Source organism: bacterium, assembly GCA_016708025.1.
GTDB lineage: Bacteria > Zixibacteria > MSB-5A5 > GN15 > FEB-12 > FEB-12.
On the sequence record JADJGQ010000001.1, the window covers coordinates 1,359,578 to 1,375,799 of the forward strand.

General features: G+C 53.6%; 19 protein-coding genes. 3 read left to right on the forward strand and 16 right to left on the reverse strand.

The features are described 5' to 3' along the window. The 9 genes from IPH75_05875 to IPH75_05915 form a co-directional block, all read right to left on the reverse strand. Complete coding sequence (locus IPH75_05875) at nt 1-684, reverse strand: heme exporter protein CcmB (GenBank protein MBK7141589.1); 684 nt, start codon at nt 682-684, stop codon at nt 1-3. Continuing rightward, nucleotides 653-1,270 carry an ABC transporter ATP-binding protein gene (locus IPH75_05880; GenBank protein MBK7141590.1) on the reverse strand — a complete coding sequence of 206 codons (618 nt, stop codon included), beginning with the start codon at nt 1,268-1,270 and terminating at the stop codon, nt 653-655. The genes IPH75_05875 and IPH75_05880 overlap by 32 nt, the downstream gene beginning before the upstream one ends. Before the next feature lie 88 nt (nt 1,271-1,358). Then, nucleotides 1,359-2,084 carry a DUF1573 domain-containing protein gene (locus IPH75_05885; GenBank protein MBK7141591.1) on the reverse strand — a complete coding sequence of 242 codons (726 nt, stop codon included), beginning with the start codon at nt 2,082-2,084 and terminating at the stop codon, nt 1,359-1,361. Between the two features lie 9 nt (nt 2,085-2,093). Then, on the reverse strand, nt 2,094-2,825 hold the full coding sequence (gene lepB, locus IPH75_05890; GenBank protein MBK7141592.1) for a signal peptidase I: 732 nt from the start codon (nt 2,823-2,825) through the stop codon (nt 2,094-2,096). Nucleotides 2,826-2,911: 86 nt separating this feature from the next. Further along, entirely contained in the window at nt 2,912-3,979 is a 1,068-nt protein-coding gene (gene rseP, locus IPH75_05895) for an RIP metalloprotease RseP (protein MBK7141593.1), read from the reverse strand. Further along, the gene (locus IPH75_05900; protein ID MBK7141594.1) at nt 3,973-5,139 is read right to left on the reverse strand and encodes a 1-deoxy-D-xylulose-5-phosphate reductoisomerase; all 1,167 of its coding nucleotides are present in this window, start codon (nt 5,137-5,139) and stop codon (nt 3,973-3,975) included. The genes rseP and IPH75_05900 overlap by 7 nt, the downstream gene beginning before the upstream one ends. Nucleotides 5,140-5,270: 131 nt before the next feature. Next, nucleotides 5,271-5,837 (reverse strand): peptidylprolyl isomerase, encoded by a 567-nt coding sequence (locus IPH75_05905; protein ID MBK7141595.1) that lies wholly within the window; start codon nt 5,835-5,837, stop codon nt 5,271-5,273. A 141-nt stretch (nt 5,838-5,978) separates the two neighbouring features. Continuing rightward, the gene (locus tag IPH75_05910) at nt 5,979-7,352 is read right to left on the reverse strand and encodes a hypothetical protein (GenBank protein MBK7141596.1); all 1,374 of its coding nucleotides are present in this window, start codon (nt 7,350-7,352) and stop codon (nt 5,979-5,981) included. A 14-nt stretch (nt 7,353-7,366) separates the two neighbouring features. Beyond that, complete coding sequence (locus IPH75_05915) at nt 7,367-8,020, reverse strand: hypothetical protein (GenBank protein MBK7141597.1); 654 nt, start codon at nt 8,018-8,020, stop codon at nt 7,367-7,369. A 240-nt stretch (nt 8,021-8,260) separates the two neighbouring features. Between IPH75_05915 and IPH75_05920 the strand changes: the two genes are divergently transcribed. The 3 genes from IPH75_05920 to IPH75_05930 are packed head-to-tail and all read left to right on the forward strand — an operon-like array spanning nt 8,261 to nt 10,371. After that, a complete protein-coding gene (locus IPH75_05920) occupies nt 8,261-8,662 on the forward strand; it encodes an NAD(P)-binding domain-containing protein (GenBank protein MBK7141598.1) in 402 nt (133 codons plus the stop codon). A 12-nt stretch (nt 8,663-8,674) separates the two neighbouring features. Then, nucleotides 8,675-9,163 carry a hypothetical protein gene (locus IPH75_05925; protein MBK7141599.1) on the forward strand — a complete coding sequence of 163 codons (489 nt, stop codon included), beginning with the start codon at nt 8,675-8,677 and terminating at the stop codon, nt 9,161-9,163. Then, entirely contained in the window at nt 9,160-10,371 is a 1,212-nt protein-coding gene (locus IPH75_05930; GenBank protein ID MBK7141600.1) for an acetate kinase, read from the forward strand. Before IPH75_05925 ends, IPH75_05930 begins: the two co-directional genes overlap by 4 nt. Before the next feature lie 213 nt (nt 10,372-10,584). Here the strand turns inward: IPH75_05930 and IPH75_05935 are convergent, their stop codons facing one another. The 7 genes from IPH75_05935 to ndk all read right to left on the reverse strand — a co-directional run bounded on the left by IPH75_05935 (nt 10,585) and on the right by ndk (nt 16,222). Then, entirely contained in the window at nt 10,585-11,163 is a 579-nt protein-coding gene (locus IPH75_05935) for a YdeI/OmpD-associated family protein (GenBank protein MBK7141601.1), read from the reverse strand. Next, nucleotides 11,160-11,642 (reverse strand): hypothetical protein, encoded by a 483-nt coding sequence (locus IPH75_05940; GenBank protein MBK7141602.1) that lies wholly within the window; start codon nt 11,640-11,642, stop codon nt 11,160-11,162. Before IPH75_05940 ends, IPH75_05935 begins: the two co-directional genes overlap by 4 nt. A gap of 20 nt (nt 11,643-11,662) precedes the next feature. Then, a complete protein-coding gene (locus tag IPH75_05945; GenBank protein MBK7141603.1) occupies nt 11,663-12,256 on the reverse strand; it encodes a hypothetical protein in 594 nt (197 codons plus the stop codon). 61 nt (nt 12,257-12,317) lie between these two features. After that, nucleotides 12,318-13,562 carry an isocitrate dehydrogenase (NADP(+)) gene (gene icd, locus IPH75_05950; GenBank protein MBK7141604.1) on the reverse strand — a complete coding sequence of 415 codons (1,245 nt, stop codon included), beginning with the start codon at nt 13,560-13,562 and terminating at the stop codon, nt 12,318-12,320. Nucleotides 13,563-13,573: 11 nt separating this feature from the next. Continuing rightward, nucleotides 13,574-14,500 carry a malate dehydrogenase gene (gene mdh / locus IPH75_05955; GenBank protein ID MBK7141605.1) on the reverse strand — a complete coding sequence of 309 codons (927 nt, stop codon included), beginning with the start codon at nt 14,498-14,500 and terminating at the stop codon, nt 13,574-13,576. Next, nucleotides 14,497-15,771 carry a DUF2088 domain-containing protein gene (locus IPH75_05960; GenBank protein MBK7141606.1) on the reverse strand — a complete coding sequence of 425 codons (1,275 nt, stop codon included), beginning with the start codon at nt 15,769-15,771 and terminating at the stop codon, nt 14,497-14,499. The genes mdh and IPH75_05960 overlap by 4 nt, the downstream gene beginning before the upstream one ends. A gap of 61 nt (nt 15,772-15,832) precedes the next feature. After that, complete coding sequence (ndk, locus tag IPH75_05965; GenBank protein ID MBK7141607.1) at nt 15,833-16,222, reverse strand: nucleoside-diphosphate kinase; 390 nt, start codon at nt 16,220-16,222, stop codon at nt 15,833-15,835.

Below are 16,222 nucleotides of genomic sequence, written 5' to 3' on the forward strand. Positions count from 1 at the left end.
CTATTCCAGCCAGACGAACTTGAAGAGCAGGACCGAAGCGGTGATCATCACGACACAATAGGCGACCAGTCCCTGGATCTCGGTGTAGATTTCGGCCAGCGGCTTTCCATCAAACACTTTCGTACTTGCGCCTACCAGGAGCAGCAGCAGCACCACAAGCACGGGGAAAGAGAGCACCGCGAACAGCGCTCCTTTCACCGCCACTTTGGCAATGATCGCTGCAATAACGGTAGTTGCACCACACAATCCGATCACCCCAAGCAATAACACGATAGTGAATGCCAAGAGATTGCCGGTTGGTGCATCGGTGAAGATGAAAAACATCGGGGTAATGATCACAGTCATGATCGCCAGGAGGGTGAAATTGAAAATCAGCTTCCCCCAATAGATCGCATCAGGTTCGGCGCGAAGTTTTAACACGAGGGCGGTTCCGGCCTCTTCTTCGCGCACGAAAACATGCGACAAGCCGGACATGGCGGAGAAAAACATGATGATCCAGAAAAGCGCGGCCAGAAGTTTCGACGGAAGACCAGCTTGTCCCAGTGAAAAGGAGACTACAACGAGGGTCGTCACGCCAAACATCAGAATAGCGTTCAGCGCGTAGCGGGAGCGCAACTCCAGCCGAAGGTCCTTGGCATAGACGGCAAACGCCTTACTGACTAACCCGACAGAGCTTCTGGGCAAACCCCTGCTCCTCCTTCTCATTGGTCGCAATCAAAATGATCGTTTTCGCGCGATACTCTTCCACGATCTCAAAGACAATTTTCTTGCCGGCGTCATCCAGATTCGAGGTCGGTTCGTCCAGAAAGAGAAACGCCGGTTCATTTAACAAAGCGACCGCATATTTCAGGCGCTGTTTCATGCCGGATGAATAGGACCCGACCGCATCCGGCCCTCTCCCCTCAAGGCCGACTCGTGTCAGAAGCGCATTGATCTCTTTCCCGGTGATATTCCCGCCCGATACCGTGGAGAAAAAGACCAGATTCTCTTCTGCCGTTAGGTTGTCATACAGATTGAGGTAAGGAGAAACCAGCGAGGTACAGGAGCGGACTTCCGAATCGGTCAACAATCGATCATTTTCGAAGTAACCGATCTTTCCTTTAGTGGGATGAAGCGCCGCCAGAAGCAGCATCAGAAGGGTCGATTTACCTGAACCATTGGCACCGACAATGGCCATGGAATCACCGGTGGAGAGCTCGAAATTGATATCATTGAGCACCTTGCGGTCACCGAACCGTTTGAAGAGATGCTCGACTGCCAGCCTGTACATGGGCGGCAATAAACGTCCGGAGTGCTGAATTGCCAAACAAAAAAAAGCCCGGGAGCAAACCCAGGCTAAAGGTGGACTTTGGAGAGTTCTATTTGCCTGCTTGCCCCAGCATTGCGTTCGGATGGTAGAGCCGGAAAACCGGGATGGCGTATCGCGTCCGGCCATCGTCATTCAACTCAATAGTGAATGCCTCTTCAAACTCAGTTTCAATATACTCTTTGCGAACAATTACCTGCCCCTCAATGCTCTTACCAGCCTTAATGACTGTAGGAATGTTGATCTCGAAACTCTTGAAGCTTGAATCAACCACCTGGATATTCAGATCAAATGCCGTGAAATTGGTCAATTTGAATGTCCCTTTGCGACGTACCTTCTCGCCAAATTGGGATACATCGACCTTCACCGGCTCCATCACGAGCGGACGAGCAGTCTCGGGTTTGACCAGCACCTCAGCATAAAACTGAATGACAGCGTTCTCGTTGGATCCCTCGATTTTCACCGCCGGTCGCTTGGTCATGTATCCAACAAAGGCGCGGGAATGGAAAATCAGATCGAGCGCCACGGAGTCACCGGGAGCAATAGTGGAATCCAACAACATGACGTTCGTACAGCCGCAGTCGGGAATTACATGGGAAATCTTGATCGGCTTGGGAGCGGTCGATTTGATCCAGAACCGCTTATTGGCTACCGCATGCTGCGGGATCTTCCCGAAATTGTGTGTTCCGGGCGAGATCACCAGCGGAAGTTCTGCCAGGACCGGGCTGGAAGCCAGCGCCAATGTAACAAAGAATGTCGCGAAGAGTATACGCTTCATCGAATAACCCTAATTGATGACACTAAACAGTCTGCTCCAGCGGACCTTGTCGAAGAAGTGCCCTACATTGAACAGAAAGACACGCGGCACCGACAAGGGATCACTTAACGTGACCGGAGGGGATGGATACTCGGAATCATCCCACGACCAATGGACCATCATCGCCTCCCCAAGGACCAGGTCTTTATGCACGGTCCCCCAGAAGCGGGAGTCGGAGGAATTGTCGCGGTTGTCCCCCATCATGAAATAATTGTCTCGAGGTACGACGAACGGACCAAAGTTGTCACGTGAGTTTTGGCCACCCGGTTTTCGGGGCTCCACTTCCCTGCTCGTGAACTTGGAGAATTCCGGATTCGGAAACGGCTGGCCATTGACCAGAAGTACCTTGTCCTTAACGAGAATGGTATCACCCGGCAACCCGACACACCGCTTGATATACTTGGTGGTCATGTCTCCGGGCCAGATGAAGATCACAACATCGCCGCGCTGCGGATCGCTAATGGCCGGCATACGCCAGTTTACCATCGGAACGCGGGCGCCATAGACGAATTTGTTGGCCAGAAGGAAATCCCCCACCAGAAGGGTATCTTCCATAGACGAAGTAGGTATCTTATAAGCCTCTACTACCGAGGTCTTAATGACCAGCGCCAGAACGATAGCTATAAAGAACTGCTTAACGTTGTCCCAGACAGCATCGCCGCGACCGTGACGGCGGGGAGTATCGTGGGTGGGGCGGGTCATCTTTTTAGTCTCTGCCATTCAGACTCCTGTTGGACGAGAGCATGCATCCTCTGCCTTATACGTGAAAACCGGCCATAAGTGCCAGTTTAGAATCCCTTGAACATACGCATGATGTCGTTGTATGTCACGAGGATAATCAGGCCGAACAGGAAGACCATACCCACCTGTTGGGCGATCGCCCGGGCCTTGACCGACAACGGTTCCCCGCGAAGTTTCTCGATCAGCAAAAAGACCAGATGGCCGCCATCAAGGATCGGGATCGGCAGGACATTCAGGACCGCAAGATTAACCGAGAGCAGTGCCATGAAGAAGAAGAGGCTGGAAGCCCCTTTCTCTGCTTCCTTTCCGGACTGCTTGGCGATAAAGAGCGGTCCGCCGATCATCTTCGGAGAGACCTGTCCGGTGACAAATTTCTTGACGAATTTGACCGTCTCCCAAACAATAACATGGGACATGACAAAGCCGGACTTCACCGATTCGAAAACGCCGTAGCTTTCCCGGCGTATCACTTTCTGTGAAAAGCCAATGACACCGATCGAGTCGATATTTCCCGCTTCATCCATGATCGGCTCGGCCTTGGTGGTGATTTGCGCGGTAATGGTGTCCGTACCTCTTACCCAGGCGAGGGTCAGCGGCTCGGCGACACGCCGATTGATTCCCAGCCGCAGTGAGTCGAAGCTACTCACCGGAGTACCATCGATCGCGATGATCTGGTCCCCTTCTTTCATTCCGGCGGCTGCCGCAGGACCGTCTGAGGCGACATTTCCGACCAGTACCCGTTCAGTGTCAAAGACCGGCTTGCCGCCGATCAGGTAGATCCCGATCATGATGACGATCGCGAGCAGATAATTCATGAATGGTCCGGCAAAGATCACCGCCGCCCGCTGGCCGATCGTCTTGGACATGAATTCTTCGGATGATCCGGTCGTTTCATCATCCGGATTTTCACCGATCATCTTCACGTAGCCGCCAAGCGGAATGATGCCAATACAGTAGGTCGTATCTCCCCACTTCTTGGCAAAGATATTCGGCGGGAATCCGAGTGAGAATTTCTCGACCTTGATCCCAACTCGCTTGGCCACCAGGAAGTGACCCAGCTCGTGGATGAAGATCAGGATACCAAGAACAAAAACGAAAGAAAGAATTGTCAGCATCGAACGGTCTCCAGAGATTTTCGCGCTATGGTCCTGGCCTCGGAATCGGCGGCCAGGATGTCAGCGATCGTTGGGTCGGCAATCGGGGCCAGAGTAGCGACCGTGGCCGAGACTACCTCATATATGTCGGTAAAACCGATAGCTCTATTCAGAAACGCCTCAACGGCTATTTCGTTGGCTGCATTATATACGGCAGGATGGGTCGATCCGGTTCCGGCAACTTCATAAGCCAGCCGCAATAATGGAAATCGTTCAAAATCTGGCCTGTCAAAGGTCAGATTCATCACCTGGGACCAATCCAGACGACCAAACTCCGAATTCACCCGGTCGGGCCAGAACAGTGCGTAACTGATTGGCAGGCGCATATCGGGCCGAGATAACTGCGCGATGACCGATGAATCTACAAACTCGACCATTGAATGAACCACCGACTGCGGGTGAATAACAACTTTAATTTTGGACGCCGAAACGCCGAAAAGCGTGACCGCCTCGATTATCTCCAGCCCCTTGTTGAGCATGGTAGCAGAGTCGATAGTGATCTTTGGCCCCATATTCCAAGTCGGATGACAGAGCGCTTGCTCGACCGTGATCCCCTTAAACTGCTCGATGGGCAATTCGCGAAATGGCCCGCCGGAGGCAGTCAATATCAGGTTGCGCACTTCCTCCCGCTTCCCTGCGAGCAACGATTGCCAGATTGCGGAATGTTCGGAGTCAATCGGCAGGATTCGCGCCTGGCCGGATTCGATTAACGGGCGGAAGATCGGACCACCTGCGACCAACGATTCCTTGTTGGCCAGCGCCAGCGGTATATGGTGCGTGACCGCTTCAAGCGATGCCCGCAATCCGGCGGCGCCAACTATCGCATTAACCACTAAGTCAACATCGGGCAAGCCAGCCAGGCTGACAACGGCATCGGCACCGATCAAGATCCGCACCGGTTCGCCGGCCACTGCCGCGGCCAGTTGCTTCGATTTCGATTCATCGACAAGACAAAGATACTCCGGGCGGAACTGTCGGTACTGCTCGACAAGCAATTCGACATTGCTATATGCGACCAGCGCCTTGATCTGGAACTGGCCGGGGTGCGCCTTGATGACATCCAGGCAGGATCTCCCGATCGAGCCAGTTGAACCAAGAAGGGATAATTTGCGGGGTTTCATCTCTGCCTTTGTAACGAGTCTCTCCGGTCGGAGTTCCGATTCAGTTCGGCAACCGGCGGTTATGGCGCAAAAGAGAACAGGCAGGTGGACTTATCCCCTGCCTGCACCACGAAAATTCGAGCTCGAACAGACTACTTCTTTTCTTCTTTCGGCTCTTCCTTTTTCTCGGCCAACGGTTTCCCCTCAGCATCCGAGAGATAGGCCTTGATGATCTTTACATCCTGGAGCGGACGGGATTTTTCGCCACCCATCGGTTGCGGGCCGACCGGCACTTTGCCGAGCGCATGCAGAACCTTGGACCCGTTGACCAGATGGCCAAAGACGGTGTATCCCTTATCGAGACCGGCCGCACGTCCTAGACAGATGAAGAACTGACATGAGGCAGAATTGGGGTCGGATGATCTGGCCATGGAGAGGGTTCCATCCACATGCGGAAGATCGCTGAATTCTGCTTTCAGGGTATAGCCGGCGTTGCCTGTACCGGTACCAGTCGGGTCGCCCCCCTGGATCATGAAACCATCGATGATACGATGAAACTTCACGTTGTTGTAAAAACCCTTCTTGGTCAGCGAAGCAAACGAGTCGGCGTGAGCCGGCGCTACATCGCGGTAAAGTTCAAGGGTCATGTTCCCCATGGTGGTTTCAAGGGTGACGAACTGATTCGCTTCATTGCGGATCGGGGTCTCGGTTTTGGCCATTTGTGAGTATCCTGTTTCGGCAAAGATGAGTGCCGCAGTTGCGACAAGTACTGTTTTGAACACGTTAGTCTCCTCTATTTTCTTACTTCTGTTATGTCTCGAATATACACGCCTGGCGCCCGTCGCGTCAAGCAGGTCAATTCAGCGCTGACGCTGCAAATTCGGTAACGAACTAACGCCCGGGACTGCTTCGACCAGATGCACTTCAAACACTTCACGCGCAGATTCGCTGGCATCGGTTGTGGTATAGGCAGTCAGCCCGAGACCGGGCCAGAAATACCGATAGGCCGCAGGTGGAGTCGGATCAAGTTCGGGTATCACTGCCCCATATTCTGTCAAAAGCGTCTGGACGGTCGATCCAATTCCCCACCCACTCTGAGTGGTGCCGCTGTAAATAGTATTGAGAATGACCCCGATTATCGGCTCGCTGTCTTGCGATGAACTATCATGGTTCAGGTCCGCGACAATGCCGACCACGCCGAGCTGCGACTCATAGTCAACGTAGTTGATCCAGGAATTGGGATCGGGAGTGTCTGCAAGTGGGCTGCCATTCATCTCTTTCACCGCACCGAAGGTGTCGCCGTTCCTGATATACTGTCCCTGAAAATCGACTCCGGGTGCGATCGTCGATGCCCTGACGTATAGGCTGATCGTGTCGTAACCAGGCACCATCGCGCGAATCGTGGCGTGTCCCAGTGTACCGGAAAAGTCATAGGTCAGAAGTGAGTTGCCAGCGGGGGCCGTCTGCAGTGATTCCGCTGAGATTGAACCGTCGCCTTCGAGTAGTTGGAACTTCATCCAGACCTTATAGAGATTGGCCGCCTGAAAGTCCCTGACTCGAAGTCTCATCTGTGGATTCTGTATGCTGGAGCCAAATTCGCCCATGAAATAGCTCCGACCGTCAACTGTCTGGATAACATACGGGACCTCGATCCGCAGGTTGAGTTGCGCGGTATCCGACCCGTAATTGTTGTAAGCCACCATTGTCAGATTACCATTCTGCGGAGGCTCATACCAGACAGTCCCTCCGGTGGCTGGGAGCAGTTTGGGGCCACCATTAACCTTTACCGAGTCGGCGCGCAGCGCAATCCAGGTCAATTGGGTAGAATCACCAACCACCAGCGTATCTTCAACGGCGATCAACTGAGTGATCGACGGAACCACACTATTCATAGAAACCGAAACTGTCGCTGAATCCTGGCCACCGGCATTGTACGCTCTGAGCGTGTATGTGGTCACCGAAGTCGGCTTCACGTACAGGCTTCCGGTTGTGGCAATAGTCATCTTCTGACCTGATGGATAGAGCTTGAGAGAATCCGCACGAACTACCACATAGCTAAGCAATACGGAATCACCCGGGGCAACATCGGATGGCGCGCCGGTGAATGTAGTGATATCCGGTTTGGTGACCGACGGCTGGTTCGGCTTATCCGAACTGCAACCCGCCAGGCATGCCACCAAAATGCCGAGAGCGAACAGGGTCAACAATGTGCGTGAGGAGAAGCTGTGTCTCACCGGCTATATCCTTGTTAAGGTCTGACGTAATACCGAAGAGCGACACCGATATTCAGATAATGCGGACGCTCTGAGGTCGACATGAAGTCGTAGCGATTCATTGAAACCAGGCTGACCTGCGAACCATCGGCATTCTGCGACAAACGCAGATCGAATCCAAAATTGAGTCCGGCCAACGCTTTCAGTTCACTGTCGTACTCAAAGTTGTCTTCTTCAAATCGGGGGGACATCAGTCCTGCCGCCACGCCAAGTCCGACATAGGGGGCAAACGGTGAAGAAGCGACATCGGTCAGATAGTAATTGATATTCAGATCGACATCATACTGGTTAAACGAGAGCCCCTCGGTCCCAGTGAAAAACTCGTCGATATCATCACTGAGCTCCATTTTGGTGAATCGGAATCCGACTCCCCAGCCAAGATGACCGGCACGGACCTGACCCAGGCCAACCCCCATGAAATAGGTTGATCCATAGAGATCTTCAGTATCATAATTGTAGTCGGGGCCGATCACGTTGACGAATTCCACCTCACCCACCGGCTTGGCATGCCCGGCAAAAACCTCCAAATAGTTGAGGCTCCGGCCGACTCTGGAGATGGCATCAGCCTCCGGGGCAACCGTGGCGACCACCAGGGCGGCCATCAAAACGAGGGTCAGAAGTCTGGACATATTGTCTCCCAAAGCGTTACAGACTAGTCTCAGTATATACAGTTGAGGCTCGCCTGTCAACCGCTGCGCGGTTTGAGGTTAGCCATATCTTTCTACCCGCAAGTACAGAAATTGACTACTTTTCCCGTCATTCTCCACCTTAGTTCTTTATATAAATATGACTTGCACCGATACAGGAAATGCCTATATAGGGTAGGCGAAAAAATGTTTGTTACATATTTCACAATTATGGACTGAGCTATGGCGAAATCAAAAATAGTCGTAATCGGCGCCGGAGTGATGGGGCAAGGCCTCGCTGAAGCGATTGCCACCAACGGCCACGATGTTACTCTGGTTGACCGCACCACCAAACTGGCGGAAAAGGGAATCAAGGGGATCGGCGAATCGATGGATCGCGAGATCAAGCGCTGGGGACTGACCAAATCAGACAAAAAGGCCATCCTCGCACGAATCACCGCATCCAGCGACCTTTCGGTTGCTGAAGATGCCGAGATCGTGCTTGAAGCGATCTATGAAGACCGCGAGAAAAAACGCGCCCTCTTTGAAAAATTGGATGCTATCTGCGGCCCCGACACAGTCATGATAACCAATACCGGCGTGCTGTCGGTCTCTGAGATCGCCGCGGCCACCGAGCGCCCGTAAAAAGTGATCGGTATGCACTTCCTTAATCCGGTCACCAAGATCCCGCTGGTGGAGATCGTCAAAGGGCTGAAAACCGATGAATTAACCTTCAAAAAGGCAGTAGAGTTTGCTCAGAGCCTCGAGAAAAAGTGGATCACGGTCAATGAATATCCCGGTTATGTGACCACCCGCATTATTGTGCCGCTACTGAACGAAGCGATGCATGTTCTCATGGAGGGAGTCGCCTCGGCTGAAGATATCGATGAGGCCATGAAACTCGGCTTCGGCTTTAATGTCGGACCGCTGGCGCTTGCCGATATGATGGGCCTCGACGTGGTCATGTCCTGGGAGATGAATCTGCTCAATGAGCTCTCCGACCATAAGTACAACCCGTGCCCGATCCTTCGCAAAATGGTTCGCGCCGGGCATCTCGGAGTCAAATCCGGCAAAGGATTCTTTGCCTATGATGCTGAAGGTAACCGCATTAACGGCCATAAGACGGTCGTGGAGGTGACAAAGTGAAGATATTGATCCTCAACTGCGGTTCATCCTCGGTCAAATATCAGTTGATCGACACTGATTCGCAAATAGCGCTGGCCAAAGGTCTGGTCTCGCGTATTGGAATGTCCGAATCAGTTCTTACGCACAAACCGTGGGACCGTCCGGAGATCAAAGTCTCGGCAGAAATACTCGACCATATCGTCGCGGTTGAATATGTCGTTTCGATGCTCCTCTCCCCCAATCATGGCGTTATCAAAGATAAGAACGAGATCGACGCGATCGGTCACCGAGTGGTGCATGGCGGCGAAGAATTCACTGACTCAGTCCTGATCACACCGGACCTGATGTCTACCCTTCGTTCGTTGATTGAATTGGCACCGTTGCACAACCCGCACAATATCCGCGGTATCAACGCTTGTCTCAAAACTATGCCGAAAGTGCCGCAGGTGGCGGTGTTTGATACGGCTTTCCACTGGCGGATGCCCCCCCACGCGTACATTTATGGCATTCCGTACGTTTTCTACAAACGGTATGCCATCCGCAGATATGGGTTCCATGGAACCTCCCACAAGTATGTATGCACCCGTGCAGCGCATATGCTCGGGAAACCGCAGGAAGAACTGAAGCTGATCACAGCGCATTTGGGGAATGGCGCCTCAATGGCCGCAGTCGACAAAGGCATCTCGGTTGACACTTCGATGGGGTTCACCCCGCTCGAAGGTCTTCTGATGGGGACTCGTTCCGGAGATCTTGATCCGGCGATCATCCTGCATATCATGGCGCGCGAAGAGCTGTCGCTGCACGAAGGCAACACCATGCTGAACAAGCATTCCGGCTTGGTCGGCATATCGGGTGTCTCCTCGGATATGCGCGAGATCATAGCCGCGGCCGATGGCGGCAACAGTAATGCCAAGCTGGCGCTCGATATCTTTTGCTATCGCATCAAGAAGTATATCGGCTCCTACTGGGCGGTACTGGGCGATCTGGACGCCCTTATCTTCACCGCCGGTGTCGGCGAAAACTCCTCGGTGGTCCGCGCTCTCTCCTGCTCTGGTATGGAGCGGATGGGAATTAAGATCGACGAGGCCAAAAACAATGCGGTCGGCGGAAAAGAGATGGATATCTCGACTCCGGACTCAAAGGTCCGCGTGCTGGTGATCCCGACCAACGAAGAGTTGGTGATCGCGCAGGATACGCAGCGGATCGTCGAAGAGAAGCTGAAGAAGTGATTTTTTCACCCCGCCGGTTAGGGTGGGGTACGGTTTCGATACATCAAGGGCCCCGTTCGGGGCCCTTTTCATTTAGTGATTGTCGATTGGCTTCTTACTTCGTTCCCGGGTCCCCGCCCTGTTCCGGAAGGTCTTGCGCTCGCCCGACTTCACAAGCACCAATCTGTAATCTTGAATCGCCAGCGTGTGACCTGCCGGGGTGGACTAACTGCCCTACTTCATCCCAAATCGCTTTTTCCTGGCAGTCAGGTCAACAAATTCAGCGATTCGCTTGGTGCGGGTCTCCGGGCGCTTCGCGAGGGTGATCCAGCGGAAGCACATCTGGCGGTACTTTTCCGTGAGTTTCTTGAAGTTTTCCGCAGCTTCTTTGTTTTCGGCCAATGCCTTCTTCAAGTCCGCCGGAACTGGGATCGGCGGGAGGTTGCGAATGGTGCTTGTATAGGTCGGTGAGTCGTCCTTCAGTGCCGCCTTTCCGGCATCGGTCATCATCCCTGCCTTCTCCATCCTGGCGAACCGTTCGCGATTCGGCACAGACCAGACCGACCCTTTGCGGCGCGGAGTAAAGCGATGAGCAAAGGAATCTTCGTCGATCCGCCGGACAGTCGTATCTATCCATCCAAAGCAGATTGCTTCTTCGACCGCCTCATCATGCGTTATCGATGGCTTCCCGGTGTGTCGTTTGTAATAAGCGAGCCAGACATCGGGGGCAGTCGCATGGTTCTTTTTAAGCCATGCGCGCCACTTGGCGCGGGTCGGACAATAGATTGGATCGGTCAACTTGGGAGCGCTCACCGTTTGACTAATCTCCCCTCATCATCCCGGTCAGCTATCCCCCACTTGGTGAGATTCCCCTCCGTCCGGAGGACTGGCAAAGCGTTTAACTTGGCCGAGATTTTTTGAGTTACCTCATCGAACCGTTCAATGTCGCTTCGGATGCGAACTTCCTGAGTCGGGCCCATGAGGTGCAAGGTCCGCTTGCGCTCTTTCGCCTGAAGTATCTCAGTATAGACTAACCGCCCACCTCCGAATAGGGCATGTTGTTCGATATAGCCGTCGCCAACGATCACGCGATAGCGGAGAAGCTGCAGGGCACCGAAAACGGAGAGAGCTATGAACGCCAGACCGTAGAGAATAGTTGGTGTCTTGTCGCTAGTTATCCCTTCATAGAGCCTCAGCCCTCCAAGTACCATTATGACTGCAAACAGCAGCAGATTGAGCCACCTGCGGCCGGGAGAATAGGTGACGGAGAGTTCGGTTGGGTTGTTGTACATTTGCTTTTCAAGCGCCCTTTCTAATGAATTTCGTCGGTAGGTGGACGGGTCGATCTTCTGATCGTTTCTATCTGGTCAGCGATGACCAATGCGCGCGCTCGTTGGATGCGCAACCTGCTTAATAAAACCATTAAACCAATCGCCGCTAAGTTGATTCCAAGCGCATTTGGCATTTCGGTAGTCTCTGCAGAGACTCTCAAAGAAGTAATTCCGTCAAATCCGAATCCAAAAATCTGCACGTTGAATCCCTGCTTGAGGAATCCGACCCAGGCGATGAATGGAAAATAAACGGCGTACGAAATGTGAGGACCTAGAACGCAGATCAGCTGTAAGCTAAGTAGCCAATAGGTGAGCTTATAGCCGCGAGGTTCGAATCTCCAAAGGGATGGAGCAGCGAGGACGATCAAGACAACAATGACTGAAAGGAGAATTAGCGATGGGACACTCGCCACAAAGTCATCCGGAACGTAGCTATTGGTCATGAATCGAGCTATCGCTAACAGCACTCCGGCGACCTCCAGGCCGACGATCACACGGATTCCCCTCTCTGCAATGGACAAATCTCCGGATCTAATGCTTATGGAGTCTTTTTGCGAAAACAGATTTCCAGCCAAGTGGACCCCTCCATTGAATTGAAGGCGGGAGAACGCGCTCCCGCCTTCCAAACTGCATCGTCTACAGATTCTTGATGATCGCGCTGGCGAAGCCCGAAGTCGGGACTTTCGTCGCGCCGGTCATCTGGCGTTCCAGATCGTACGTCACGGTCTTCTGACCGATCGTCTTCTCCAGCGCCTTTTCAATCGCGTCCGCTGATTCGCCCCAGCCCATATATCTGAGCATCAGCACCGCCGACAACAACAACGAACCGGGGTTCGCCATATCTTTGTCAGTGTACTTGGGAGCGGAACCGTGGGTCGCTTCGAACAGACCGATGAAATCGCCGATATTGGCGCCCGGCGCCATGCCGAGTCCGCCAACCTGCGCCGCGCAGGCATCGGAGAGATAGTCACCGTTCAGGTTCGGCGTGGCGAGCACGTCGTATTCTTCTGGACGGAGCAGTGCCTGCTGGAACATCGAATCAGCAATACGATCTTTGATGACGATCTTGCCGTTCGGCACCTTGCCGCCGAATTTGTCGAACTGGTCGGCCTCGGTGATGAACTTATCACCGAATTCCTTCTTGGCGACTTCGTAGCCCCAATCACGGAATGCGCCTTCGGTGTACTTCATGATATTCCCTTTGTGCACCAGGGTCACCGACGCGCGATTGTTGTCGATCGCGTAGGTGAGCGCTTTGCGCACGAGGCGTTTCGAGCCAGTCGCCGAGATCGGCTTGATACCGATACCGGAATCCGGGCGGATCGATGTCTTCATGGTTTTGTTCAACCAACCGATCACCTTGGCGACGTCCTTGGAGCCTTTCTTCCACTCGATACCGGCGTAGACATCCTCGGTATTTTCGCGGAAGATCACGATGTTCATCTTTTCCGGATGAACCACCGGCGAACCGACACCGGGGAAATAGCGGACCGGACGGACGCAGGCATAAAGGTTCATCACCTGGCGAAGGGTCACGTTAATGGAGCGGAAACCGCCGCCGATCGGCGTGGTGAGCGGTCCCTTGAGCGCGACGACATACTTCTTGATAGCGTCAATCGTCTCTTTCGGCAGAACTTCGCCGTACAGCTCGATCGCCCGCTCGCCGGCATATACGTCCATCCAGTTGACCTGGCGCTTGCCGCCGTAAGATTTCTGGACAGCAGCGTCGACCACGCGACGGGTTGCTTTCATGATGTCGCGGCCGATACCGTCACCCTCGATCACCGGGATGATCGGGTCGTTCGGCACGACCATCTTTTTGTTCTTTACCGTGATAGCTGAGCCTTTCGGCACCACGATATGTTTGTATTTCGAAGCCATTGGCTCTCCTCTTAGTACTTCAATACCTGAAGATGTTCTTTATACGTGGCGGCAGATTTCTGCAGCGCCTCAAGTTCGTTCTTGTCGAGCTTCAGTTCAAGGATCTTTTCGATGCCGTTGGCGCCGAGGACAACCGGCACGCCAATGTAGATATCCTTGATGCCATACTGGCCGGTCAACATCGCGGAGGCTGCCAGGGTACGCTTTTCATCAGAGAATACGGCTTTGACCATATCGACCGAGGCCGCCGCCGGAGCGTAGAATGCCGAGCCGGTCTTGAGGAGACGAACGATCTCGCCGCCGCCGTCAGCGGTACGGGCGCAGATAGCGTCGATCTTCTCTTTCGGCATCAGTTCTGCGATCGGCACGCCGCCAACTGTGGTGTAGCGCGGAAGCGGAACCATCGTGTCGCCATGACCGCCCAGCACCATCGCCTGGACATCCGTGACTGCACAGCCGAGCTCCATCGCGATAAACGTGCGGAAGCGGATAGAATCCAGCACGCCAGCCTGACCGAATACTTTGTTGGTCTTGAAGCCGGTGACCTTGAACATATGGAAAGTCATCAGGTCGAGCGGATTCGAAACGACAAGCACAAACGCATTCGGCGCATACTTCTTGATGTTCTCTGCGGCCATGCCGACTATCTCGGCATTCTTGATCAACAGATCTTCGCGGGTCATGCCGGGTTTACGGGCAAGTCCGGCGGTCATGACAACGATGTCAGCGCCTTTGATATCAGCGTAGTCATTGGAACCGGTGACACGGCTGTTGTAGCCGCGAACCGGACCGGCCTGAGTCAAGTCAAGAGCTTTGCCTTGTGGAATACCTTCGACGATATCAACCAGCACGATATCCGCGAAATTCGCTTCCGCGAGATACAGTGCGCATGACGCACCGACGTTACCAGCGCCGATGACGGCGATCTTCTTGTTCATATTACCTTCTCTCTTGTTGAAGCAGTGGATTGTATAGTGTCATTTGTAGACAGGACAGTGTGAGCGGCGTCATGGACGACCGCCACACGGGAATTTCCATTAAGTTTGCCGCCAAGATATTCGGCTATATCATCAATTGGATGATAATACACTGTACTGACGACCGAATCCGGCAGCTCCGACTTGAGACAAACGCGAATGCGACGCTGGTGTAGTACCATCCGAGTCAGCTTGTGTGAGCCGAAGCGGTAGACGCCGTCACCGGGACGATTGTTTGCTGAGTCCCAGCGAGCCGCTTCATTAAAGAAGAAATCGGAGCCGATCCCCTCTCTGCAGGCGGCAATATTGAGCAGCAAGCCGCCATCAACCACAGCCGCATGGCAATTCTCGACCGCCTTCTGAACCTGGTACAGGTTGTTATCGATCGGCGGAAGTACCTCGCACAACACAGCGTCATATGGCTCGGTGATTCGGTGGGCGTACATCTTCTCCGCGATCTCGACCGCTCTCGTGAAACTCTTCTCAAGCTCACCAATACAAACAGCGCCGATACGGTGTGAAACATCCGCCACAAGTTGAATCGATAGGATCTTGAGGTTGCTGACCATCGGAAGCAGCGACTGAAGGTGTTCCGCCACCGGATTGCCTTCCAGTTTCAACGGAGCTGCTTCGAGTGAATTCGCCATGTTGTGGTTTCGTTCGGTGGTCGCAATATCGCACAAACCGGGGAATATCCCCTTCCGCCCGCCTGTATATCCTGCAAAGTAATGCGGCTCGACTGATCCGATCACCACAATTCTCTCAAAATCAAGAGCCAGCTTGTTCACCAAGACCGATTGATCAAACGAGTCAACACCTACCTGCACCATTGAAGCTCTGTCCGTTGCGACATGGAAATGGAGCCGGGGGCGGACACGTTCGAGGAAGCGTCCAAAGATGGTTCGGTAGTGATCTTCGGTCGGTGGTTTGTGCGTGCCGGTGGCGATCAGGAAATGGGCGTGATCGACCACACCCGGATGCCGCTGCTCTATCCAACCCAGAACTTGTTCGGTGGGGGTATGGCGGAAGCCATCATTGACAACGAACAACAACGAAGAAGCGGAGAGGAATTGCTCCGCTCCGCTTCTATCACATTCAGCAACAAATTCTGAGTAACCGACCGGGGACTTGACATACGCCGGGGCAAAACTATCCACCGTCACAGACTTAGGCAGTGTGACTTGCAGATGCGACCCTCCATATGCCAACTGAATCTCCATGATCCACGTCAACCCAACATCCTATGTGATCCTCTGCCCTCTTTTATGGTGGTGGGCAAGCCACGCCAAAACGCTACTTCAGATCCGGGAAAAAGAAGGCGATCTCAACTTTCGCATTGTCATCCGAATCCGAGGCATGCACGGAGTTCTTTTCGATGTTTAAACCGATCTCCCAGCGAAGTGTCCCGCAGGCAGCCTTTTCAGGATTGGTGGCGCCGATCAGAGCGCGCGTATCATCCACCGCGTTCTCTTTTTCGAGTACCATCGGAACAACCAGCCCGGAAGTCATGAAGGCCACCAGGTCATTAAGGAATGGCTTCCCTTCATGCACGGCATAAAAGCGGCGGGCATCAGCCTCGGTCAGACGAAGCATCCGCAGCGCCACCAGTTTGAAGCGGGCTTTTTCCAGACGATTGATCACATGACCGATCAGGTTTCTATCGGTCGCGTCCGGCTTAACCAT